Genomic DNA, 23,544 nt, shown 5'->3' with positions numbered 1-23,544 from the left:
TCGTCGAGGAGCTCACTCATCGTCGTCCTCTTCCGTCTCGACCGGACTGAGCAGGACGGTGCCGATCCGGACCCGGCCCCGGTGGTCACGGCCGCCTTCGGCGTGCAGCAGCAGGCCGTGCGAAACCACTTCGGCACCCGGCAGCGGCACCCGGCCCAATTCCAGGGCCAGCAGGCCGCCCACCGTGTCCACGTCGAGATCGTCGTCGAACTCGACACCGTACAACTCGCCCACGTCCTCGATCGGCAACCGGGCGGACACCCGGAAGCGGTTGTCCCCCAGCTCTTCCACCGGCGCGGTCTCGGCTTCGTCGTACTCGTCGGCGATCTCCCCGACGATCTCCTCCAGGACGTCCTCGATGCTCACCAGTCCTGCGATGGCGCCGTATTCGTCGACCAGCAGCGCCATGTGGTTGCGGTCGCGCTGCATTTCACGCAACAGCGCGTCCAGCGGTTTGGAGTCCGGCACGAAAACCGCCGGGCGCATCACCTGCGCCACCGACGACTCGCGACTGGCGTCGCCGGCGAACCACCGTTGCCGCACCAGATCTTTCAGATACACCACCCCGAGGATGTCGTCGACGTTCTCGCCGATCACCGGGATGCGGGAATGTCCGCTGCGCACCGCCAGCGCGATCGCCTGTCCGGCGGACTTGTCGCCCTCGATCCACACCATCTCGGTCCGTGGCACCATCACCTCGCGCGCCGGAGTGTCGCCGAGTTCGAAAACCGACTCGATCATCCGGCGCTCGTCGGCGGCCACCACGCCGCGCTGCTGAGCCAGGTCGACGACTTCGCGCAATTCGATTTCGGATGCGAACGGACCGTTGCGGAAACCGCGGCCGGGGGTGAGTGCGTTGCCCAGCAACACCAGCAACCGGCTGACCGGCATCAGCAACCACGACATCACTTGCAGCGGAAGCGCGGTCGCCAGCGCAATCGAGTAGGCGTGCTGGCGGCCGAGGGTGCGCGGACCGACACCGATGGCGACGAAACTGGTGACGACCATCAGGGCCGCCGCGTAGTACAGCCCCCAGTGGTGGCTCACGTGATCCCGGAAAGTGACCACCAAAAGCGCTGTCGCGGTGATCTCGCACACGATGCGCAGCAACACCACCAAGTTGATGTAGCGGGGCCGATCGGCCACGACCTTCTGCAACGCCTGGGCGCCGGGCCGCTCGTCGCGCACCAGCTCCTGGACGCGGGCCAGGGACACCGTGCTGACGGCGGCGTCGAGCATCGCAAAGAGTCCGCCCAGACCGATCAACACGATCGCACCGAGCACTTGCGACAGGCCGGTCAATTCTCGAAATACCTTGACTTGTCCAATAACCGGCGGTCGCGTTCTTCCTGCCGATTGAGTTGATACGCCTCGACCTGTTCGGCCACCCATTCCTCGAGCAGCCGGTCCTGCAGCGCGAACATCTCGCGTTCCTCGGCGGGTTCGCCGTGGTCGTAGCCGAGCAGGTGCAGCACGCCGTGAATGGTGAGCAGCGCCAGTTCGTGTCCGAGACTGTGGCCCGCAGCGGCCGCCTGCTTGGCTGCGAATTCCGGGCACAACACGATGTCACCGAGCATGGCCGGTCCCGGGTCGGGCGCGTCGGGCCGTCCACCCGGTTCGAGCTCGTCCATCGGGAAGCTCATCACGTCGGTTGGCCCGGGCAGATCCATCCAGCGCATGTGCAGGTCGGCCATGGCCGCGGTGTCCAGCAGCACCATGGACAGTTCGGCGGCCGGGTGGACGTCCATCTGCGCGATGACGAACCGCGCGACGCTGACCAGCTCGACTTCCGAGACGTCGATGCCGGACTCGTTGGAGACTTCGATGCTCATATGACGTTCACGCACTCATCATCGACGATTGCGACCGCCGGATGCCCGCCGAGCCGCCCGGTTCATGCCGTTTCCAGGCTCCTCGTACCGCGCGTAGGCGTCGACGATTTCCCCGACGAGCCGATGGCGGACCACATCCTGGCTGGTCAACTCGGCGATGTGGATGTCGTCGATGTCGTCGAGGATGTCGACCGCCGCCCGCAGGCCTGATCGCGCGCCGCCGGGCAGGTCGACCTGGGTGACGTCACCGGTGACCACGACCTTGGACCCGAAGCCGAGCCGGGTGAGGAACATCTTCATCTGCTCGGCGGTGGTGTTCTGCGCCTCGTCGAGGACGATGAACGCGTCGTTCAACGTGTTATGGGTGAGCAGGAAATCCTCGGTCACGTACAACGAGTCCGCCGCCGCGACCTGGATGCACACTGCTTCTTCAGTTCCGGCTGGCTCGATGCTGTCCACGAATCGCATCGGATGACCGCCGCTGTCGGCTTCGTACTTGACCGCTTTCCGAGTCGACCGGAACGGAACGAGGCCGGCAGGCAGACGAATGCTCACAGTGTTGGCGTCCGATCGGTAATAGACCGCTCGGCCTCCAGCGAGTCCTGGTTTCCGTCCCCCGGCAGGCCGGGTGCGCTGGTAAACGACACCGCCGAGTGACTGAACAAGGAAGGTCACGTCATCGCGCAACCGGTCGGAGACCGTCGTCATCTGAATACGACACCTGCGGCCCTGCTGACTGACGAGACCTCCGTCACTGTCGAGCAAACCCTGCAGGACCGCCAGCCGTACATCAGGCGAGTTGAGCAGGTAATCCTTCGGAATGAACTTGGTATCCGATGTCGTGCCCGCCAGGTTGAGCTGGCGCAGTGCAACCGTGACCGGGTTCGGCATCGACCCGCGGGGACGACCGGCGCGGTTGAGCTCGTACTCCAATTCTGACGTTTGCCGCATCTCGATGCCGGGAATCAGCCGGGCCAACGCTGCGGCCAGTTCGGGATCGGCGGTCGAAAAGGTTGGTGTCGTCGCACATGTGATGCACCCGTCGCCCAGCAGCAAGCCCAGCGCGTACGGATCGAGCGGGACTGGCCGCGGCGCAAAGCTGACCGGCGCACTCAGTAGCGGCAGTTCGTAGCGGTGGTAGTGCGCCGCCCGCAGGTTGCCGATCATCTCTTTGGTCTGCAGCACACGAGCGGGCTTGCCCCGACGCCGATCAGATCGCGTGTAGACCGACCAGAGGTGATCCCCGGACGCCAATGTCGACGAGCCGTCCTGGGTCGAGACGCGATAGATTTCCTTGAAACCTTGCGGATAGACCCCTAATACCTTCGTCGGGTGGCCGTCCGAGCCGATGACGAAGTCTCCGACTTCGAGGTCGCCGATCGGCCGGAACCCTTCCGGCGTAAGGACTTTCGTGGACAACGGCTGCGCCCTACCACGCATGTACGCCAGCGGCGCCACTTCGATCACCCCGGCCGACATCAGCTTCGGGATCAGCTCGGAATCCATCATGTCGTAGAGCGCGTCGTACAGCGGCCGCAGATAGGGGTCGATCTTCTCGCTGAGCGTGCCGGGCAGAAAGCCAAGGCGCTCACCGGCTTCCACCGCCGGGCGGGTCAGGATGATCCGGGTCACCTGCTTGGTCTGCAACGCGTGCACGGCCTTAGCCATGGCCAGATACGTCTTGCCGGTGCCGGCCGGGCCGATCCCGAACACGATGGTGTGGTTGTCGATCGCGTCCACGTAGTGCTTCTGGTTGAGCGTCTTGGGCCGGATCGTCTTGCCGCGCCGCGACAGGATGTCCAACGTGAGGACCTCGGCCGGCGATTCGTTGCCGGTGCCGACGAGCATGGCGACGCTGCGACGCACCACTTCCGGTGTCAGCGACTGGCCGCGACCGGCAATGGCCACCAACTCGGCAACCGCGCGTTCGGCGAGCGCCACGTCGGCGGGCTCGCCGGAGATGCTGACGGTATTGCCGCGCACATGCAGCCCCGCACTGAGGTCGCGCTCGAGAGCACGCAGATTCTCGTCGGCCGAGCCGAGCAGGCCCACGACGAGGTCGGGCGGAACGTCGATGCTGCTGCGCACTTGAGAGTTGGGCTGACGAGCAGCCTCAGCAGCGCGGGTCTCGCGGGGCGTCACGTGGTCTCTGCTACCTGATTTCTGGCCTGTCGGACGGGGCACCTCAGTCTAGCGAAGCCGCACTGCCGCTTCCCAATGATTCAACGCCCGCCAGCAAGATCTGCAGACCACGTTCGAAGTCCTGTGCCGCCGTCGATTTGCGGCTGACCTGCGCCAGAGCGGCGATGTGCGGATGCTGGATGCCGGCGAGCGCGCCCATCCGCGCCGCCACGTCACCCTGTTCGCGGTCCCGCCCGGCGCCGGCCAGCGGTCCGGCCAGCTCCGCCTGCGCGGTGCCCATTACCAGTCCGAGCACGGCCCGGAAGCCGGCCAACAGGTCGACGTCGGTGAGCCCGGCGCGCGCGAGGGCGCCGATCAGCCGATCCGCCGCCAGATAGCTCGAGGCCGACACGGTGCGCCGGGTCAGCACCAGCGGGACGGCGTTGGGGTGTCGACGCACCGTCTCCCACATCGCGATCGCGATCGCGCGCACATCCGCACTCCAATCCTCGGTGGGCGCCGGGATGACGATTTCCGCGATGACCGCCTCGGCGACCAGCTCCTCGAGTTCACCCCGGTCCTTGACGTAGTTATAGAGCGTCATCGGGCCGGTGCCCAGGGACCCGGCCAACGACCGCATGCTCAGCCCGCCCAGTCCGTCGCGGTCGACGATGTCCAGCGCGGCCCTGGCGATCTCGGAGACGGTGAAGCGCGCCCGCACGAACTTCTCCTTCCGGTTGACACGTACAACGTACGCATAGTACAACACGTACACCGTACTTATCAGGAGGAGCTCATGACCACCCGCACCGCATTCGTTTCGCACGGCACTCATTGCGCCGCCTGGCTCACCCGACCGGACGGCGCCGGACCGCACCCCTGCGTGGTCCTTGCGCACGGCCTGGGCGCCAACCACACCATGGCGCTGGCCCGCTACGAACGGCACTTCGCCGCCGCCGGCCTGGCCACCCTGGCTTTCGACTACCGCAACCTCGGCGACTCCGAGGGCACCCCGCGGCAGCGACTCAGCCTGCGCCGCCATCGCCAGGACATCGTGGCCGCGGTGCGGCACGTGCGCGCACTGCCCGAGGTCGACGCCACCCGCGTCGCCCTGTGGGGCACCAGCTTGGGCGCCATGCATGTGCTGCGGGTCGCCGCGGCAGACACCGGGCTGGCCGCCGTGGTGGTGCAGTGCCCCATCGTCGACGGGCCCGCCGTCCTCGCCAGGTTGGGTCCGTCGGCGGTGCTGCGGATCGGGCCGGCCATTGTCGCCGATGCCGGCCGCGCGGCCCTGCGACGGCGCCGCCACTACGTCCCGATCGTCGGGCAGCCGGGCACCCTGGCAGCGGTCACCGTAGCGGGCGCCGCAGACGGGTGGGACTCGACAGTGGATCCGGGCGGCACCTTCGACAACCGCATCGCCGCCTGCAACGTGGTCGAGATCGCCGTCACCAGCGCCAAGCGAGCGGCCCGCCGGATCGCCGCACCATTGCTGGTGTGCGTGTCGGACCGGGAGACGCTGATGGATCCGCGCCACGCCGAAGACGTGGCCCGGCAGGCACCGCGCGGAGTCGCACGCCACTACGACGGCGACCATTTCCAGATCTACCACCCGCCGCTGCTGGCCGACCTGCTCGCCGACCAGACCGAATTCCTGCGGGAGCACCTCCGTGTTGCGTAACCTGTTGCATACCAACGATATTCGTTTCGTCCAGTTCGCCAAGAGCCGGACGGACGCGGACTGGGCCCAGCCCAGCCTGTGCGCCGAATGGACCAACCACGAGGTGCTGGCTCACCTCGTCATCGGCTACGGATCGTCGCCGGTCACCGTGGCCGTGGCCATGGCTGCCCACCGCGGCTCGTTCGACCGCGCCAACACCGCGCTGGCCGTTGACTGTGCGCAGCGGCGCAGCCCCGTCGAACTCGTCGACGATTTCGCAGCCCTGACCGAGCGGCCCCGTGGCCTCGGCCGCCTCTTTCCGCGCCGACTCCTGTTGGGCGATCACGTGATTCACGAGCTCGACATCGCTTTCGCACTCGGCCGGCAACCAGAGGTGGCACCGGAATGCTTGGTCGCAGTGCTCGACACCCAGGTGCGAGTGCCCAATCCGTTCGTGCCGGCCGCCGCGCGGGCACGCGGCCTGAATCTGCATGCCACCGACACAGATTGGACGCACGGGAGCGGCGAACTGCGGGTCAGCGGTGGGGCCGCGCAACTCGCCTCGGTGCTGGCCGGACGCCCGTGGGCGCTCGATCAGCTCAGCGGCGACGGCGTCGGCGAGCTACGCGCCCGCATCTGAGCGTTCACTGTGGATCCTGCGACGGGTCATCGGCGTGTCCCGTCGTCAACTTCACAGTCGGCCGGCGAATCCCAGCGCGGGGTGAGCACGCCCAGCGCGCCCAACGCCACGGCCGCCGCGGTGGAGGTGCGCAGCACGGTCGGGCCGAGCCGCACACTGATCGCCCCGGCGCCGGTCAGCGCCTGGATCTCGTCGGGCGTGATGCCGCCCTCCGGGCCGATCACGAGCAGCACCGAATCAGCTTGCGCCACAACAACATCAGCAAGACGATCGGACGCCGACTCGTGCAACACGAGCACCAGGGTGCCGGCGGCTCGATCGCGCACTCTCGCGACCAGCGCCTTAGTGGACAACACCCCCTCGACCTGCGGGATGTATGCCCGACGGGACTGACGGGCCGCCGCACGCGTCACCGCGCGCCACCGCCGCAACCCCTTCTCCACCCGCGCCCCCTCCCAGGAGGCGACACACCGCGCCGACTGCCAGGCCAGAAAAGCATCGGCACCGGCTTCGGTGGCCAGTTCGACGGCCAACTCGGAGCGCTCGGATTTGGGCAGCGCCTGCACCACCGTCACCGCCGGCGCCGCGGCGGCGGCGGTCCAGCGCTGCAGCACCCGGGCCCGCAACCCGTCGCGTCCGGCGTGTTCCACCACGCTGTGGGCCAGCCCGCCGCAACCGTCGCCAAGCACCAACTCCTCGCCGGGGCGGATCCGTCGCACGGTGGCGGCGTGGAAGCCCTCGTCACCGTCCACGACCACCAGCGAACCGGCGTCGGGCAGCGCGTCGACGTAGAACAGCGTGGCCACCATATGAGCCCCGGAAAGCTAGCGGCCGGTGAACGTCTCGCGCAGCCTGCTGAACAGGCCGCCACCACCGGCGTGCGCCGAGCGAACCTCTGCGACGTCCCGGTTGCGGCGGCTCTTCAACTCACGCAGCAATTCGGTGTCATGGTGGTCCAGGCGGGTGGGTACCACCACCTCGACGTGCACGTGCAGATCCCCGCGGGCGCCGGATCGCAACTGCGGCATCCCTTTGCCGCGCAGCGTGATGGTGGACCCCGGCTGGGTGCCCGGCGGGATCACGATCTCGCTGGGGCCGTCCAGAATGGCATCCAGCGTCACCGTGGCGCCGAGGGCGGCGTCGACCATCGGCACCGAGACCGAGCAGTGCAGGTCGTCGCCCTCCCGGGCGAAGATGTCGTGAGCCTGCTCGTGGACCTCGACGTACAGGTCGCCGGCCGGCCCACCGCCCGGGCCCACCTCGCCCTGCGCGGCGAGCCGCACCCGCATCCCCTCGGCGACGCCGGCCGGGATCTTGACGGTGATGTCGCGCCGGGCGCGCACCCGGCCGTCGCCCATGCACTGGTAGCAGGGATCGGGGATGACGACGCCCACGCCGCGGCAGGTGGGGCACGGCCGCGAGGTCAACATCTGGCCCAGCAGCGAGCGCTGCACGCTCTGCACCTCCCCGCGACCAGCGCAGGTGTCGCAGGGAACCGGCGCCGAATCGCCGTTGGTGCCCTTGCCCTGGCAGCGGTCACACAACACCGCGGTGTCGACGGCGACCTGCTTGGTGACGCCGTTCGCGCACTCCTCGAGATCAAGGCGCATCCGCAACAGCGAGTCCGAACCGGGCCGTACCCGGCCGACCGGTCCGCGGGAGCCGCCACCGCTGAAACCTCCGCCGAAGAACGCCTCGAAGACATCGCCCAGCCCACCGAAGCCGCCGAAGCCGTTACCGGCACCGGCGCTTTCCAGCGGGTCACCGCCCAGGTCGACGATCCGGCGCTTCTCCGGGTCGCTCAGCACCTCGTAGGCGGCACTGATCTCCTGGAATTTCGCTTGCGCCGCCTGGTCTGGGTTGACGTCGGGGTGCAGCTCGCGCGCCAGCTTTCGATAGGCGCGTTTGATCTCGGCGTCGTTGGCGCCTTTGTTCACGCCGAGCAACCCGTAGTAATCGCGTGCCACGATCAGCCCTTTCTAGGCCCCCTCGCGGGGGCGGTTCACAAACTCCGGAGCCGGGTCAACGAGCACCCAGCACTTCGCCGATATACATGGCAACCGCTGCGACACTCGCCATGGTTCCCGGATAGTCCATCCGGGTGGGACCCAACACGCCCATGCCGCCGTAGACGGTGTCGTGGCTGCCGTAGACGGTGGACACCATCGAGGTGCCGGCTATCTGCTCGGCTTCGGTCTCGTGGCCGATGCGCACCGTGACCTTGCCCGCTTCCTGCTGCGCGGCCAGCAGCCGCAGCACCACCACCTGTTCCTCGAGGGCTTCCAGGATGGGCCGCAGCGAACCGCCGAAATCCGCCGCGTTACGGGTCAAATTGGCGGTGCCGCCCAACAACAGGCGCTCCTCGGTGTGCTCGACGAGCGATTCCAGCAACACCGTCGCCGAGCGGCCGACCGCATCGCCCAGTCCGTCGCCGCCGTGCAGCCGGCCGGCGAGGTCGGCCACCGCCACCGAGGCCGCGGACAGCCGCTTGCCGATCAATGCCTGGCCCAGCATCTCGCGCAACTGGGTGAGCTGGTGGTCGTCGATGACGTCACCGAGTTCGACGATGCGCTGGTCCACCCGGCCGGAGTCGGTGATGACCACCATCAGCAGCCGGGCCGGGGTCAGCGCAATCACTTCCAGGTGGCGCACGGTCGACGTGGACAGCGTCGGATACTGCACCACGGCCACCTGCCGGGTCAGCTGAGCCAGCAGGCGCACCGCCCGCCGCAGCACGTCGTCGAGGTCGACACCGGATTCCAGGAAAGCCTGGATGGCGCGGCGTTCGGCCGAGGACAGCGGCTTGACGTCGTCGAGGCGATCGACGAATTCGCGGTAACCCTTTTCCGTAGGCACCCGCCCGGAACTGGTGTGCGGCTGGGTGATGTACCCCTCGGCCTCGAGCACCGCCATGTCGTTGCGGACGGTGGCACTGGAGACGCCGAGATTGTGCCGTTCCACCAGAGACTTCGAGCCGATCGGTTCGTGGGTGGCGACGAAGTCGGCAACGATGGCGTGCAACACCTGAAAGCGACGTTCGTCCGCGCTGGCCATTGACTCTTCACCTCCTGGGTACCTGAAACAGGCTTCATTTTACGGTCTCAGCTGCAGCGCACCCGACAACCGGGCGATCCGTGGCCAACGCCTCATCGGCGCGGTGCGGCGACTAGCCTTTGGCGGGTGATCTTCAAAGGCGTGCGCGAGGGCAAGCCCTACCCCGAACACGGGTTGACCTACCGGGACTGGTCCCAGATCCCACCGCAGCAGATCCGCCTCGACGAGTTGGTCACCACGACCAGGGTCCTGGAGCTGGACCGCCTGCTCTCGGAGGACTCCACCTTCTACGGCGATCTGTTTCCGCACGCGGTCAAGTGGCGGGGCGTCGTCTACCTGGAGGACGGCCTGCACCGAGCGGTGCGGGCGGCGCTGCGGAACCGCACCGTCCTGCATGCCCGGGTCTATGACATGGACATGGCTTCGCCGTAGCCGGGCCGAGCAGACGCAAAAGCACCCTTTTCACGTGGGAAAAGGGTGCTTTTGCGTCTGCTCGCGCCCGATCAGCGTGAGGCGGCCTTGAGCAGTTCCATCGCCGAGCTGCGCGCCAGCACCCAACCGCCCTGGTTGACGAATGTGACGCTCTGGGTGACCGGCGGGGAGAGCTTGGGACCGGAGACCGAGACGTCAGCAGTCGCTGATCCGCCGGGGGCGGGCGCGATGTTGGCAATGCTGAACGACAGGGGCAGCTGTCCGTTCTTTTCGGCCTTCTTCAGCTGGTGGTCGGCGAGGTGCGCCTCAGTCCCGCCGATTCCGCCTTCGACCAGGTTGCTCTTGTTGGTGAAGGACACGCTCGGGTCGGCAAGGCTGGTGAGGATGCCGTTGAGCTGCGCTGCGGTCGGGACCGCGGCGGTGGGCGCCGGGTCCTGCGGCAGCGGCGCACCGAAGGCGGCGGGCTGAACCTGGTAGCCGGGCTGCGCCGTGACCGAGGTGACACCGGCTGCGGCGCCGATGGTCGCCACCGCCGCCGCTCCGACGACGATGGATGTGATGAACTGCATGGAGGTCCCCCTGTTCGCACCCGGTCGGGTGTGGTCAATGTGACTGTTGTTTCGCTTGTGAGTCAAGTTGCGTTACATCACGCTAGCGCGCAACGGTCCGGCGAGGCTGTGGCTGAGCTGTGTAACCGGCATGAGTAGCTGAGTAGCCACTGCGCTGCGCCGGAAACTGTGGCAACGCCCACTCAGCCTTCGGCAAGCACCTCTTCGTCGGACAACGCCGCGACGTCGAGGTAGTGCCGCGCGATGACGCTCAACCGACCCGGTGTGCCGCGCTGCGCCTCCCGCTGCTGCAGCCGGTCGGCCAGCCCGGCGACGCTGCGGGTGGCGAACAGGTCGGAGACCACTGCGTGATCCACGTCGAGCCATTCGCGGATGCGGGCGACGACTGTGGTGGCCAGCACCGAGTCACCCCCCTGCGCGAAGAAATCGTCGTGCACCCCGACCGACTCGACGCCGAGTACCTCGGCGAAGATCTCGACGAGGGCGGCATCCAGATCGGTGCGCGGCTCGCTGGCGGGAATGCCCGAGGCCGCGACCGGTTCGAGTAGTGCCAGCACCGCGCGCCGGTCCAATTTGCCGTTGGAGGTCAACGGAATTCGATCCAGGTAGACGACCCGGGTCGGCACCATGTAACCGGGCAGCAGGTCGGCGACCGCCGCACTGACGACGTCGGTGTCAACCGGGTCGCCGGAGACCGCGGCGACGAGCTTGGGCGCGTTGGCCCCGACGACGGTTGCGACGGCGTGGCGCACGCCCGGCACCGTGCGAAGCGCGCTCTCGACCTCGCCGAGTTCGACTCGGTACCCGCGGATCTGCACCTGATGGTCGGCCCGGCCGAGGAACTCGATGGTGCCGTCCGGCCAGTACCGGGCCATGTCCCCCGTCTTGTACCAACGCAGACCGTCGTGCTCGACGAAGCGCTGCGCGGTGCGCTCGGCGTCGTTGCGATAGCCGGCGGCGACGTTGGCGCCACCCACCCAGAATTCACCGGGCACCCAGTCCAGGCAGTCGCGACCCGACGGCGACACCACCCGGCAGCGCACGTTGCGCAACGGCACACCGAACGGCACCGTGGTCCAGTGCGCCGGCGGTTCGCCCACCACTTCGCAGATGGTGTTGTGGATGGCGGTCTCCGTGGCTCCGCCCAGGCCGGAGAAACGGCAGCCCGGCACCTGCTTGGCCAACCTGCGCGCCAGGTCGGCTCCCACCCAGTCTCCGCCGAGGGTGACCGCGCGCAACGAGTCACCCAGCCGGTCGCCGCCGAGCTCCAGAATCATGTCGAGCATGCTCGGCACACAATTGAGGATCGAAACCCGGTGCCGGCGCAGCAATTCCACCCAGATGGTGGCCGCGGCCTTCTCCTGCGCGTCGACGGCTACCAGCGAACCGCCCACCGAGAACATGCCGAAGATGTCGTACACGGAGGCGTCGAACTCGAGTGCGGACAGCGCCAGCACCCGGTCGGCGCTGCCGACATCGAACCATTCGTTGACCGCGTCGATGGTGTTCATCGCCGCGCTGTGCGGGACGTCGACCCCCTTCGGCATTCCCGTCGAGCCGGAGGTGAAGATCACGTACGCGATTGCGGCGGTATCCGGAAATACGGGTTCCGGCAACGGTTTTGGAAACCGGCGTGCGGCAGCCATGGACAGACAGGTGATGCCCGGTCCGATATCGGTCCCGTCGGCGGTGAGCGCCGCCACGATATCGGCGGTCTGCAGGATCTTCGCACGGCGCACGTCCGGTTGATCGGATCCGATCGGCACATAGGTGGCTCCGGCGGCCAACACCCCGAGCACGGCAGGAATTTGATCGCGGCCCTTGGGCAACTGGACCGCAACGGTGTCACCCGGTCGGACGCCCTGCGCCCGGAGCGCCCCGGCCACCGAAAGCGCCTGCCGCGCGAGGTCACCGTAGGTCCAGCCGCCGGTTGACCCGTGCACCCCCCACACCACCGCTTGGGTGTCCGGTTCGGCCGCGGCGTGGTCGAAGAAACCCTGGTGCAGGCACCGTCCGCTGACCGGTCCGTCAGTCGCGTTGATCGCGGCGCGCACCGTCGCCTGTGTGCTGGGCAACCGCACCGCCGCTTCGGCGTCCCAGGCCGCTTCGCACTGGGCGAGGCGTTGCACCGTTTTGGTGAACCTGGTGAACATGGCGTCGATCAGGCCCGGTGGAAATGCCGATTGCCGGACATCCCAGTTGATCAGCAGTCCGCCTCGCAACTCGGTGATCTGGGCGTCGAGCAGCACCTGGGGACCTTGCGAGATGATCCATTCCGGCTCACCGAAAGTCTCGATCACCGTGTCGGCGAACAGTTCGCCGAGATCCAGCGCGCTGGTGAAGACCACGGGTGCCAGCACCGGCTCACCACGGTGCCGGCCCAGGTCTCTGAGCACCTCGAGGCCCGAATACGCCGAGTGCGCGCCACTTTCGTACATGCGGCGCTGAAGGTCGCGGGCCCGCTCGGCCACCGACACGTTATCGCTGACGTCGACCTCCAGCATGATCGACGAGGTGAAGTCGCCCACCACGCGGTCGATGTCGGGATGCACCGACTCACGTTGGAACAGTGGCACATTGAGCAGGAATCTATCCTGGGCGGACCAGCCGCCGATGGTGTCCGCGAAGACCGCCGCCAACACATTGGCCGGGGTGACCCCGCGCGCGTGGGCACCGGCCACCAAACGGGCCTTGGCTTCCGGCGCGAGCCAGTGGTCGTAACGGACAGTGCGTTGCGACGCAACGCGATCCGCCACCGCGACCGTGGGCAGTTCCGGTGCGCCCGGCAGCTCGGGCAGTCGCTGTTGCCACCATTGCCGATCCCGGTCCCGCGCCGCGGTGTCCGTCTGCCGCTCGGTGCGGTATCGCCGATAGGTGTAACCCGGGGCGGACGGCGTTGCGCCCTGGTACAACTCGGCCAGATCCGAGACCAGGATCCGGTAGCTCATCGCGTCGCCGGCCAGCATGTCGATGTCGAGGTGCAATCGGCTGCGGTCGCCGTCACGCAGGCTCAGCGTGACGTCGAGGACCTGGCCTTCCTCGATGGACAGCCGCTGGTGCGTGTTGCGCTCGCGTAGTTGCTCCAGCGCGGCTCGGCTGCTGCCGGGATCGTGTCCGCGAAGGTCGACCACGGTAAAGACCGGTTTGCCCGGCTGCGGCATGGTCTGCTGCGTCCCGTCCGGCAGGAACCGGGTACGCAGCATCGGGTGCGCCGCAACCAGATCGGCCACCGCCCGCTCGAGTCGTTGCGGATCTACTGCGGGACCGTCGAATTCGACGTAGAGGTGGGCCGCGACCCCGCCGAGCTCCTGTTCGTCGGACCGGCCGATCCAGTACGCATGCTGCATGGGCGCCAACGGGAACGGCTCGTCCACTGCGACGGTCTCGTCAACAGGTTCGGCGGTTGGGGCCGGCGTCGTTGCAGCGTGACCTGCGCTGAGCAGACCGTGCCAGGAATCGACGGTAGGGGCTGCCGCCAGCTCGGCGAAGGTGATGGCAGCACCGCGTTTACGCCAGCCCCCGGCCAGCGCCATCATGCGAATCGAATTCAGTCCCAACTGGATGAGGTCGTCGTGATCTGCCACATCGGCTGTCGGGCAGCCGAGTTGGGCCGCGATCACAGCCTTGATCTCGTCCCTGCTGATCCATTCATCGCCGGGCGGCGGCATCTGCCATCCTCTCTTACGCGGGGTATCTGTCCAGGGCCTCGGCCAGCGTCGCCACTGCGCGCTGCCAGAAGCCGGTCAGACAGTCGATATCGGAGCTGGTGAACAGGACATCGCTCCACAGCAGGTTGTTGATCAGTTCCCAGCCGTCGGGGGCGGCGCGCACCAGCACGTTCATGTTCAACGCAAACCGCAACGGTAGATCGGGTTCGGGATCGATCGGCACCGTTTCAATTTCAGCACCGCTGAGCAATGACCACGGTTCGTGTTCTGCATTGCGGAGGTCGAGCCGACCCAGGTAGTTGAACAGCAGTTGCGGCTCTCTGTCCTGCAATTCAGGAATACGGTCGATATACCGCAGCAGTCCGTAATCCAGTCCTTCGAATGGGACGTCATCGAGATAGGCCGTCACCGCGTCGAGTAGGACACGCACCGATTCGGGATCCGACTCGAGTCGCTCGATATCCACGGCGGCTCCCACGCCCAGCCGTACCGGATATGCGCTGGTGAACCACCCCACGGTGTTCGCTGTGTCGGCGCCCACGATGCCGTCGGCGCGGCCGTGACTGTCCAACGCGATGAGCGCACCGGGCGCCGGATCCTGGTTGCGCATGCGCCGCCAACTCGCGACCACGATGGCGGTGGCGCACAACAGGATTTCCCGCATGCGATCGTCGCGGTTGAGTGCGGCCAGCAGCCGCTCGGTGACATGCACGGGGGTGCGGATCGTATGCACCCTAAGGGTCGACCAGGTGTCGCGCGCGGGATCCGGGTGTCGCGCACCCAACGCGGGATCTGGCCCGGATACCTGTGCAGCCCAGTAATCGCGCTGGGCCAGCACCTGCGGCTGGCCCGCCCGGTCCCACATCAACTCACACCAGCGACGGTAGGAAGTGAACTCGGGCAGTGCTTTTGGGGTGGTACCAGCCTGCAGCGAACGCCACGCCTCCTTGATGTCGCTGACCAGGATGTGCCAGGACACCACGTCGACCACCAGGTGGTGAATGGTGAGCAGCAATGTCTGCCGGTCCTTGGTGCCGGCGAACCAGACTGCCCGCACCAGGGCACCGGTGCGCGGATCGATGCCATCCATGGCGGTGCGGGCCGTATCCGCGACGGCCGAAGCCAATTCGGCATCGGTCGGGGTGGGCATGTCCACCCGCGACAGCACGTCGGCGGCGTTGACCACGCCAGGTTCCCGGGTCAAAAGCCGAGATCCCTCAGGCGTCTCGGTCATGATCGAGCGCAGCACCTCGTGCCCGTCCAGGAGCAGCTGCAGCACGAGTTCGAGTTCCGCCCGCTCGATGTCGGAGGGCAGCCGCATCAAGATCGTATTCGTGAAGCGTCGGTAGTTGCCGTACTCGTTGACCCACGACACGATCGGCAGCGGGAGTACCTCGCCGTAGTCCGCGAGAGCCACCGCCCCGCCCGATTCGACTCTCGCGTCGACCGCGGCGGCCAATTCACGAATAGTCAGATGGGTCAACACCATCCGCGGAGTCAACGCAATATCCCGCCGCTGGGCCTTATGGACCAACGAAATGGCCGAGATGCTGTCGAGCCCGAGCGCAAAGAAGTCGTCGTCGACATGCGGTGTGATGCCGCTGAATTGCTCGGCGAAGATCTCACACAGCGCCCGCTCGGTGTCGGTGGACGCCGCAGCCGAGCCGCGTGCGGACACCTGCGACAGGGCGTCGCGGGCCACCTGTTCCAGCGCGCCGCTGTCCAGTTTGCCGTTGGCGTTCACGGGTAATTGGGTCATCGGCAGGATCCGGGCCGGAACCATGTAGGACGGAAGCTGCTCGGCCAGCGCTGCACGCAGCCGCACCGGGTCCGGTCCGACGTTCTCCTGCCAGACGACGAAGCCCACCAGTGTGGGACCGCTGTCGCGCTGCAACACCACCACGGCCGCGTCGTGTACCCCGGGCCGATTACGCAGCGCGGCCTCGATTTCCGCGATTTCGACGCGGTAGCCCCGGATCTTCACCTGGGTGTCGCCGCGACCCAGATAGGCGTAACCCCCGTGCGGCAGGCGGCGCACCAGGTCCCCGGTGCGATACATGCGTTGCCCGGGGCGGAACGGGTCGGCGACGAAGCGCGCGGCGGTCATCGCAGACTTGCCGACGTAACAGCGGGCCAACTGCGCCCCTGAGAGGTACAACTCCCCCACCGCGCCGTCAGGGACTGCGCGCAACGCCGAATCCAGCACGTAGCCGCAGGTTCCGATGTTCGCGGTGCCGATTGTCGGAGCCGGATAGTCGTTGACCGCGGCGACCACCGCCTCGACCGTCGCCTCGGTGGGTCCGTAGCAGTTGTAGACCTCGGTCGACGAAAGCGCCTGCAACTGGTGCCACAACGCGCTGTTGATCGCCTCACCCCCCAGCGCCAGCACGCACAGCGGGTGCTCGGACAGGCCGGCGGCACGTAATTGGACGAACATCGACGGGGTGGTGTCGATCATGTCGACCTGAAAGCTGATGAGGCCCTTCACCAAGCGGTCCGCGTCGCGCATCTCCTCGCCATCGAACAGGTGCAGACCGTGACCGTCGAGCAGGCCGACCATCGGCTGCCAAGAGGCATCGAAGCTGAACGACCAGGCGTGTGCGATACGCAGTGCTCGGCCCAGGCGCGCCACAGCCGGCTGGTAGACCCGCTCGCGGTGGTCGGCGAAGTAGCCGAGCAAGGCCGCATTGGTCCCGACCACACCCTTGGGTTCGCCAGTCGAACCGGAGGTGAAGATGATGTAGGCGCTCTGTTCGGGATGGCGGGGCACGCTCGGCGCCACCGCGGGCCGGGCGGCGATGCGTTCCAGCGCGACCTCGTCGTCGAGCAGCAGCACCGGCCCTTCCAGCAGGTCTGCATACTGGCATTCCGACAGGATGAGTACCGGATTAGCCTGCCGCAGGATAGATTTCACCCGTTTATCGGGAAGCGTGACATCGACCGGCACATAGGCGCCGCCGGCGGCCAGTACCGCGAGGATGGCTATCAGGAATCGGGATGACCGGGGCAGCATCAGCGCCACCGCCTGCTCGGGGCCCACCCCCCGGTCAGCGAGCTCGGCAGCCAGTTGAGTTGCCCGAGCGTGCAACTGATCGTAGCTATAGCGTTCACCAGCACCGGTGGTGAGAGCGATCGCCTCGGGTGTGGCGCGAACCTGCCGTTCGAACATCGCCCACACGGTTGCCTCTGGCGGCGGCGCGAACCGCGTAGCCACCGCACCGAGTGCGGCGCGCTCCGGCGGGGTGAGGATGTCCAGCGCGTCGGGTGTCCCGTCGTCGATGTCGGGCAGCTGTCGCAGCACCGCTACTATTCGTTCGCCGAGCGCTGTGGGCGAAAGATGTGGCAGCGCTTCGCGTATCGCCTCGATGACGATGACCAGCTCGTCACCCATCAGGTGCGCGACAACGGTCAGCGGGTAATGCGTGAGACTCTCGCCCGTCACCGGTTCGAATCGGGCGCCGTCGGCGGTTGTCACCGGCGCGATGGCGGCTTCGAACGGCGCGTTCTCAAACACGAACAGCGTGTCGAACAGACCGCCGTGGCCGTGCGCGCGCTGTAGTTCCGAGAGGCTGAGATAGCTGATGTCACGCAGCGCCGACGATTCGCGCTGTAGCCGCGAACACTGCTCGACAACCGAGTCGGCGCGGCTCAGGTCGTGCACCACCGGCACCGTGTTGATGAACATTCCGACCATGGTCTCCACACCGGGCAGCTGTTCGGGCCGGCCGGACACGACGGTCCCGAAGACGACGTCGGGCCGGTCCGTGAGCCGGCCCAGCACCACGACCCAGGCGAACAGCACCGCCGTATTGAGCGTGAACCCGTTGCGCCCCGCCCACTTTCGCAGGCGCATCGTATCTGCTGCAGGCAGCAGCAGCTTGGACTGCCCCGGCACCCCGTGGCTGGACGGCACGGCGCCGTCGGCAATCATGAGCGGTCCGGAGACGCAGCTCAGATACTCGGTCCACCGGGCCAGCGCGCGCGATCGGTCCTGTTGTGCCAGCCAGGCAATGTAGTCGCGATACGGGCGCGGATTCGGCAGCCCGTCAGTCGAACCACCCGCCTGATACACCGCGAGCATCTCGGTGAAGAACACCCCCAGACCCCACCCGTCCATCAGGATGTGGTGGGCGGTGAAGATCATTCGTCGCCTGGTCTCGCCGGGCACCGAGAGCAGCACGACGCGCAGTGCCGGACCGCGGCTCAGGTCGAATGGGCGGCGCCGCTCCGAGCGGGCGATCGAATCGAATTCGCTTGCCGTGGTGCTGCGTTGGGTCCAGGGCAGCTCCGCGTGGACGGGCACGATCTGGACGGGTCGGGGCACATTGCGGTCCCAGAAGGCGGCGCGCAGATTCGGGTGCCGATCCAGCAGGGCCTGGGCGCTGCGCCGCAGCAACGCGACGTCGAGCGGACCGTCGATATCGGCGACGAATTGCATGGTGTAGATGTCGAGGCTGTCCTCGGCGAGGCGGTACAGCGCGAACAGGCCCTCCTGCAGCGGAGTCAGCGCGAGCACGTCCTCGATCTGCTGCGGGGCGGTCGTCACGATCGCCTCACGGCTGCTCATTCCACGACGCCGTGAGAGCCGCCAGCGCGTCGGCATCCAGGCCCGACGCACTCATCGGCGCGGACGGCGCTGCGGGCTGGTCGGGCGCTGCCTGACCGGCGCCCGCGTCGACGGCCGCCGCAAGTTCGGCGATGGTCATGTTCTCGAACACCATCGCCGGTGTCATCGGCAGCCCCTGCGCGCTGGCCCGGGCTGACCACTGCACCGAGATGATGCTGTCGCCACCGAGCGCGAAGAAATTGTCCTCCCGGTCGATCTCGGTGATCTCGAGCAACTCCTCCAGCAGGGCGATCAAGGCCCGCTCGGTTTCCTCCGAACCACCGACCACCGGGTGCGAGCGCTGCGCTGCCGTCGGGGAAGCGGGTGCCAGCAGGCGCTGCTGGTCGGCTTCAGGCAGCAACTGCACACTGGACACCGCCGACTCGGGTGTGCTCGCAAACGCTTGCACTGCCGCCTCGAGCGCGTCGGCGATGAGTTGGACGGTGGCCGGTTCGTAGAGATCGGCGTTACCCACGACGCGGACTTTGACTTCCGAGTCCGGCGTGAGGGCGAAGACGACGTTGAGGTCCAGGATCGAGATCTCGAAGTCCATCGGAATCGGTGTGACCCGGGTCTGTCCGTCTCCGGTGAGGTCGCGTGCCAGCAACGCCCAGTCCTCGCCGTGGAAGTGGATCGAGGTCTGGAACAGCGGGTGGTTGCGGGACGGCGACCGCGGTGGGTTGAGCGCCTCGACGACACGTTCCACCGGAAGTTCCTGGTGCGCCAGGGCATCGAGCACCACGTCCCGGCTGCGAGCGACCATGCCGAGCAGCGTCGGATCGCCGGACAGGTCGTTGCGCAGCACCACGACATTGGCGCACGGTCCGTTGATCTCGTTGGTAGCCACGTCAACTCGTGCGGTGATCGGGCTGCCGATCGGGATGTCCGTACCGCCGCCCAGCTTGTGCAGCACCACCGCCGTAGCGGCCTGGTAGACCATGAATTCGCTGGCCTCGTGGCGCTCCGCCAGTTGTGTCAGCGCCGCGCGCAGATGGGGCGGCACAGTGAAGTTGACGACCTCGCCGCGCCGGCCCAGCACCGGTGGACGGGTGTGGTCGGCACCCAGGGAGATCTCGAAGGGCATGCCGTGCAGCACCTGCGACCAGTGCGCCAGTTCGGCCGTCCCCCATTCGTTCGAGGGGTTGAACGCATCTTGTTGCCAGAGTGCGAAATTGACGAACGGAACCGCAGGCGTCGGCCAGCGCGGCGCGCTCTGCTGCAGGCGGGCCCGGTACGCCGTCAACAGATCCTCGAAGAGGATGCCCAGCGAGCTGTGGTCGGTGACAATGTGATGCACGAGAAGCAGAAGCACGCTCGTGTCCGGGTCGAGGACCAACAGGGTAGCCCTGATCAACAGATCGGATTCCAGAGCGAACACATGCCCGCGCAGCTGCGCTACTGTCTCGTCGAAGTGTCCGGGTTCGACATTGCGGACGGCAAGTTCGACCTCGCGGGCCGGATGCACGAATTGATACGGAATATTCTCGTGCTCAACGAAATTCGTGCGAAGTGCCTCGTGCCGGGCCACGACGTCGTTCAACGCGGCGGCGAGTGCATCCCGGTCCAACGGTCCGTTGCAGCGCAGCGTGAGTGCCATGTTGAAGACGTCGTTGCCGCCGCGCATCCGGTACTGAAACCACATCGCGAACTGCGAGTAGGACAGCGGTGGCCGTTCCGGGCGGTCGAGCTCTACGGCCAGCTGCGGCCGACTCGAGTGCGGCGCCGGTATTTCGGCGTCCCCGTCGAGGTCAACCCCGAACTGGTCGCGGAACTGCTCGACCAGTCTGGTCGCCAGACCGGCGGGGGTCGGGGTGTCGAACACCGCCCGCACGGTGAGCTCCACGCCGAACTCGGCGCGGATCTGGGCGACCAGTCGCGCCGCGAGCAGTGAGTGTCCGCCCAACCCGAAGAACGAATCTTCCGCACCGACCTTTTCCCAGCCGAACAGCCGCGCGAAGATCGCACACAGCCGGCGTTCGGTTTCCGTGGCCGGTTCGCGGTAGCTGCGCACCGCGACCGGTGTCGGTGCCGGCAGCGCCCGCTTGTCCAGTTTCCCGCTGACCGTGAGCGGGATTTCGGGGATCACCGCAAAAGCGCTGGGCACCATGTATTCCGGCAGCGTCGCGGCCGCGTGCGTGCGGACGTCGTCCAGATCGAGGTCGAGATCCAACTCGGTGCTACCGGTCGCAGGTACCAGGTAGGCAGCGAGCATGGGCCCGGCCCCGGTGTCCTCGGCTACCACCAGACAGTGCCGCACCGCCGGGTGGGTGGCGATCACGGATTCGACTTCGCCGAGTTCGATGCGGTAGCCACGCACCTTGACCTGCTCGTCGGCACGTCCGATGAATTCCAGCTGTCCAGAGATGTTGCGGCGCACCAGGTCTCCGGTGCGGTACAGCCGGTTGCCGGGGTTGAACGGGTCGGCGACGAAACGGAGCGAGGTCAGTCCGGGCCGGCCCAGGTAGCAGCGGGCGAGTTGCACCCCGCCGAGGTACAGCTCCCCGATCACCTCCGCGGGCACCGGTTGCAGTTCCTCATCCAGCACGTAGGTGTAAACGTTGCGATTGGGCACGCCGATGGGGACGACGCGTACCCCGTGGGATCCGTCGACCACCAGGTGCGTCGAGCAGACGACGGCCTCGGTGGGTCCGTAGTGGTTGCGCAACTGCGCGTCGAAGTAGCCGGCGAACTTGTCGGCCACCTCACCGGCGAGCGCTTCGCCGCCGACGGGCACATGGCGCAGCTGTCGCCACTCCTTGACCTGCGGCAGCAGCAACAGTGTGCTCAGCATGGACGGCACCATGTGCAGCACGGTGATCCTGTGCCGGCTGATCAGGTCCGCGACATAGGATATGTCGCTGAAGACCCCGCCGAGTGGGGACGGTTTGGGGACCACCAGTTGCGCGCCCAGCGACAGGGTCACGAAGATGTCGAGCAGCGACGCGTCGAAACTGACCGAAGACGATTGCAGCAGGCGATCTTCGGCGGTCATACTCCACTCCGCCGCGAAACCCTGCACGTGTTCGGCGATCGCGTGGTGAGACACGGCCACGCCCTTGGGCTGGCCGGTGGAACCGGACGTGTAGATGACGTAGGCCAACTGCTCCGGGCGCAGCACGCCACGCCGATCGGCGTCGGTGAGCGGGCCGTCGGACAGCTGGTGGGCCTGCAGTTCTGCGCTCTCCAGTTCTGGGCGCCCCAGCACCAGCTGCGGGCCCGCGTCTCTGACCAGGTATTCGATGCGTTCGTCCGGGTAGGCCGGGTCAATCGGCAGGTAGGCCGCACCCGCTTTGAGCACCCCGAGCATCGCGATGATGAATTCGATCGATGTCGTCAGACGTAGACCAACGATGTCTTCTGCCCCCAGGCCCTGCCCGATGAGCCAGCGCGCCAAGCGATTTGCCCGGCCATGCAGTTCGGCATAGGTCAGCCGGGTGTGGTCGGAGATCAGCGCGACCGCGTCGGGACGGGCATCGGCGGCCGCTTCCAGCACCGCCACCATCGTGGTGGGCGGCATCGGCACCAGTTCGCCGTGCGACTGCTCCAGCACCGTTGCGCGTTCGGCGGCGTCGAGCATGTCCAGGCTGGTCAGCCGGCGGCCGGGCTGGCCAATCGCATTGTGTAACAACTGAAGGTAATGCGCCGCCATCTGTTCGACGAGGGCGGGGTTCAGCATGTCGGTCTGGTATTCGAACTCGGTCAGGACGCCTTCGGGATCCAGCACGATCGCCAGGGCGAGCGGCAGGTGGGCGGTGACCGCGCCGAGGTCGAGTTGCCGCACCTGCACGCCGTCCAACGCGAATCCGCTGACGCTCTTGCGCATGCTGAATCCCAGCCGCACCAGTTGGTCCATGCCGTCGTGGCCCATGCGCTCCGGATTCGCCTCGCGCACCACGCGGTCGATGCCGACCGACTGGTGAGCGAAGCCGTCCAGGCAGGTGTCGCGCACGGCGTCGACGTACGTGTTGAAGGTGTCGTTCGGCCGCGCGGTGAGGCGCAGCAACAGAGTGTTCCCGAAATAACCGATCACCTTCTCGGCGGCCGCTTTCCGGTCGGTCACCGGCACCGAGACCAGGAAGTCCGACGCCCCGGTGTAGCGGCGCACCAGCACCCCGTAGGCCGCGAGCAGCACCATGAATGGCGAGGCGGCGTGCTGTCGGGCGAATTGCTCGAGCCGGTCGAACAAGCCTTCCGGGAAGCCCCTGGTCACCCGCTCGGCCCGGCGCGTCGGGTGCGCCGCAGGAACTCCGGGCAGCTCGAGCGGTTCGGGCGCGGGGCGCAATCTGTCGGCCCAGTAACCGACGTCGCTCATGCTGGGTTCATCGGTTCCCCCCAGCACTTCGACCGCGACGAACTGCGCCGCCGGGTGGGCGGGGGATTCACCGTTATAGGCAGCGCTGAGCTCGGTGAAGAACACCTCCCACGCCTCGTCGTCCCAGCAGATGTGGTGGACGACGAGCAGCAGCACGAATTCGCCCGGGGCAGTACGGATCAGGGTGATCCGCAGCGGCGCATCGGCAGCGAGGTCGAACGGGCGACCGAATTCACCGCGGGCCAGGTCCGCCACCGACTGACCCGCTGAATCCAGTACCCGCCAAGGAGTTTCGACGTGCTCCTGGAAGACCTGGTAGGGCTCGCCTTCGCTGTCCACGCCGTAGGTGGTGCGCAGAATCGCGTGCCGCGCGATGACCTCGCCCACGGCGGTCCGCAATCGCGCCTCGTCCAGCGCACCGTTCAGTTGATAGGCCACACAGATGTTCAGGGTGGTGTCGTCGGCGTCCATGGCCTGCAGGAACCACATGCGGCGCTGCCCGGTCGACAGCCGGTAGCGCTCGCCCGTGCGCAGGTGTGCCGCCGGGGCCGTTTTCCCGGCCGCTACACCGCTTTCGGCGATTCGTCGGCGTAGCAGGTCGCGGCGACGTTCCTGCAGAGTCTTGGCATCGTCCGCCATGGGTGGTCTCA

At 67.3% G+C, this 23,544-nt stretch carries 13 protein-coding genes and 3 pseudogenes; 3 read left to right on the top strand and 13 right to left on the bottom strand.

Annotated features, from left to right (window positions below; translation table 11 throughout):
• Nucleotides 1–12: 12 nt before the first annotated feature.
• The 6 genes and pseudogenes from AC5Y5Z_RS22925 to AC5Y5Z_RS22900 all read right to left on the bottom strand — a co-directional run bounded on the left by AC5Y5Z_RS22925 (nucleotide 13) and on the right by AC5Y5Z_RS22900 (nucleotide 4,674).
• A complete protein-coding gene (locus tag AC5Y5Z_RS22925) occupies nucleotides 13–1,302 on the bottom strand; it encodes a hemolysin family protein (protein ID WP_463824780.1) in 1,290 nt (429 codons plus the stop codon).
• Nucleotides 1,299–1,832: an rRNA maturation RNase YbeY gene (gene ybeY, locus AC5Y5Z_RS22920; RefSeq protein ID WP_463824781.1), complete on the bottom strand. Its 534-nt coding sequence runs from the start codon at nucleotides 1,830–1,832 to the stop codon at nucleotides 1,299–1,301. The genes AC5Y5Z_RS22925 and ybeY overlap by 4 nt, the downstream gene beginning before the upstream one ends.
• An 18-nt stretch (nucleotides 1,833–1,850) precedes the next feature.
• Nucleotides 1,851–2,189: pseudogene (locus AC5Y5Z_RS22915) on the bottom strand (PhoH family protein); the annotation flags it as partial.
• Nucleotides 2,190–2,453: 264 nt separating this feature from the next.
• Nucleotides 2,454–2,723: pseudogene (locus AC5Y5Z_RS22910) on the bottom strand (LAGLIDADG family homing endonuclease); the annotation flags it as partial.
• 537 nt (nucleotides 2,724–3,260) lie between these two features.
• A pseudogene (locus AC5Y5Z_RS22905) lies at nucleotides 3,261–3,974 on the bottom strand (PhoH family protein); the annotation flags it as partial.
• Nucleotides 3,975–4,017: 43 nt separating this feature from the next.
• Nucleotides 4,018–4,674 carry a TetR/AcrR family transcriptional regulator C-terminal domain-containing protein gene (locus tag AC5Y5Z_RS22900; protein ID WP_499927736.1) on the bottom strand — a complete coding sequence of 219 codons (657 nt, stop codon included), beginning with the start codon at nucleotides 4,672–4,674 and terminating at the stop codon, nucleotides 4,018–4,020.
• Nucleotides 4,675–4,749: 75 nt separating this feature from the next.
• On the opposite strand from AC5Y5Z_RS22900, the gene AC5Y5Z_RS22895 reads away from it, so the two are divergent.
• Nucleotides 4,750–5,634, top strand: coding sequence for an alpha/beta hydrolase (locus tag AC5Y5Z_RS22895; RefSeq protein ID WP_463824783.1), 885 nt, complete (start codon nucleotides 4,750–4,752; stop codon nucleotides 5,632–5,634).
• 4 nt (nucleotides 5,635–5,638) lie between these two features.
• Nucleotides 5,639–6,253, top strand: a complete 615-nt coding sequence (locus tag AC5Y5Z_RS22890) for a maleylpyruvate isomerase family mycothiol-dependent enzyme (RefSeq protein WP_463824784.1) — start codon at nucleotides 5,639–5,641, stop codon at nucleotides 6,251–6,253.
• 26 nt (nucleotides 6,254–6,279) lie between these two features.
• Here the strand turns inward: AC5Y5Z_RS22890 and AC5Y5Z_RS22885 are convergent, their stop codons facing one another.
• The 3 genes from AC5Y5Z_RS22885 to hrcA are packed head-to-tail and all read right to left on the bottom strand — an operon-like array spanning nucleotide 6,280 to nucleotide 9,307.
• Nucleotides 6,280–7,062 (bottom strand): 16S rRNA (uracil(1498)-N(3))-methyltransferase, encoded by a 783-nt coding sequence (locus tag AC5Y5Z_RS22885; protein WP_499927733.1) that lies wholly within the window; start codon nucleotides 7,060–7,062, stop codon nucleotides 6,280–6,282.
• Between the two features lie 15 nt (nucleotides 7,063–7,077).
• A complete protein-coding gene (gene dnaJ / locus AC5Y5Z_RS22880; RefSeq protein ID WP_463824786.1) occupies nucleotides 7,078–8,220 on the bottom strand; it encodes a molecular chaperone DnaJ in 1,143 nt (380 codons plus the stop codon).
• 55 nt (nucleotides 8,221–8,275) lie between these two features.
• On the bottom strand, nucleotides 8,276–9,307 hold the full coding sequence (gene hrcA, locus AC5Y5Z_RS22875) for a heat-inducible transcriptional repressor HrcA (RefSeq protein ID WP_463824787.1): 1,032 nt from the start codon (nucleotides 9,305–9,307) through the stop codon (nucleotides 8,276–8,278).
• Between the two features lie 126 nt (nucleotides 9,308–9,433).
• On the opposite strand from hrcA, the gene AC5Y5Z_RS22870 reads away from it, so the two are divergent.
• Nucleotides 9,434–9,739 carry a type II toxin-antitoxin system VapB family antitoxin gene (locus AC5Y5Z_RS22870; protein ID WP_499927730.1) on the top strand — a complete coding sequence of 102 codons (306 nt, stop codon included), beginning with the start codon at nucleotides 9,434–9,436 and terminating at the stop codon, nucleotides 9,737–9,739.
• Nucleotides 9,740–9,810: 71 nt separating this feature from the next.
• Here the strand turns inward: AC5Y5Z_RS22870 and AC5Y5Z_RS22865 are convergent, their stop codons facing one another.
• From AC5Y5Z_RS22865 to AC5Y5Z_RS22850, 4 genes are all read right to left on the bottom strand, one after another.
• Nucleotides 9,811–10,308 carry an MTB12 family secreted protein gene (locus AC5Y5Z_RS22865; RefSeq protein WP_499927728.1) on the bottom strand — a complete coding sequence of 166 codons (498 nt, stop codon included), beginning with the start codon at nucleotides 10,306–10,308 and terminating at the stop codon, nucleotides 9,811–9,813.
• A gap of 182 nt (nucleotides 10,309–10,490) precedes the next feature.
• Nucleotides 10,491–13,976, bottom strand: a complete 3,486-nt coding sequence (locus AC5Y5Z_RS22860) for a non-ribosomal peptide synthetase (protein WP_499927726.1) — start codon at nucleotides 13,974–13,976, stop codon at nucleotides 10,491–10,493.
• A gap of 13 nt (nucleotides 13,977–13,989) precedes the next feature.
• Nucleotides 13,990–18,543, bottom strand: a complete 4,554-nt coding sequence (locus tag AC5Y5Z_RS22855) for an amino acid adenylation domain-containing protein (protein ID WP_499927724.1) — start codon at nucleotides 18,541–18,543, stop codon at nucleotides 13,990–13,992.
• Nucleotides 18,530–23,533 carry an amino acid adenylation domain-containing protein gene (locus AC5Y5Z_RS22850; RefSeq protein ID WP_499927722.1) on the bottom strand — a complete coding sequence of 1,668 codons (5,004 nt, stop codon included), beginning with the start codon at nucleotides 23,531–23,533 and terminating at the stop codon, nucleotides 18,530–18,532. The genes AC5Y5Z_RS22855 and AC5Y5Z_RS22850 overlap by 14 nt, the downstream gene beginning before the upstream one ends.
• Between the last annotated feature and the right edge of the window lie 11 nt (nucleotides 23,534–23,544).

The sequence above is a fragment of the Mycobacterium sp. NGS29 genome (genome assembly GCF_059812965.1).
This window is presented reverse-complemented; position numbering and strand designations above follow the sequence as displayed.

Coding starts and splice junctions, on each gene's coding strand:
- ybeY (WP_463824781.1), bottom strand. CDS start 1,832: ATGAGCATCGAAGTCTCCAACGAGTCCGGCATCGACGTCTCGGAAGTC.
- AC5Y5Z_RS22895 (WP_463824783.1), top strand. CDS start 4,750: ATGACCACCCGCACCGCATTCGTTTCGCACGGCACTCATTGCGCCGCC.
- AC5Y5Z_RS22885 (WP_499927733.1), bottom strand. CDS start 7,062: ATGGTGGCCACGCTGTTCTACGTCGACGCGCTGCCCGACGCCGGTTCG.
- hrcA (WP_463824787.1), bottom strand. CDS start 9,307: ATGGCCAGCGCGGACGAACGTCGCTTTCAGGTGTTGCACGCCATCGTT.
- AC5Y5Z_RS22865 (WP_499927728.1), bottom strand. CDS start 10,308: ATGCAGTTCATCACATCCATCGTCGTCGGAGCGGCGGCGGTGGCGACC.
- AC5Y5Z_RS22860 (WP_499927726.1), bottom strand. CDS start 13,976: ATGCCGCCGCCCGGCGATGAATGGATCAGCAGGGACGAGATCAAGGCT.
- AC5Y5Z_RS22855 (WP_499927724.1), bottom strand. CDS start 18,543: ATGAGCAGCCGTGAGGCGATCGTGACGACCGCCCCGCAGCAGATCGAG.
- AC5Y5Z_RS22850 (WP_499927722.1), bottom strand. CDS start 23,533: ATGGCGGACGATGCCAAGACTCTGCAGGAACGTCGCCGCGACCTGCTA.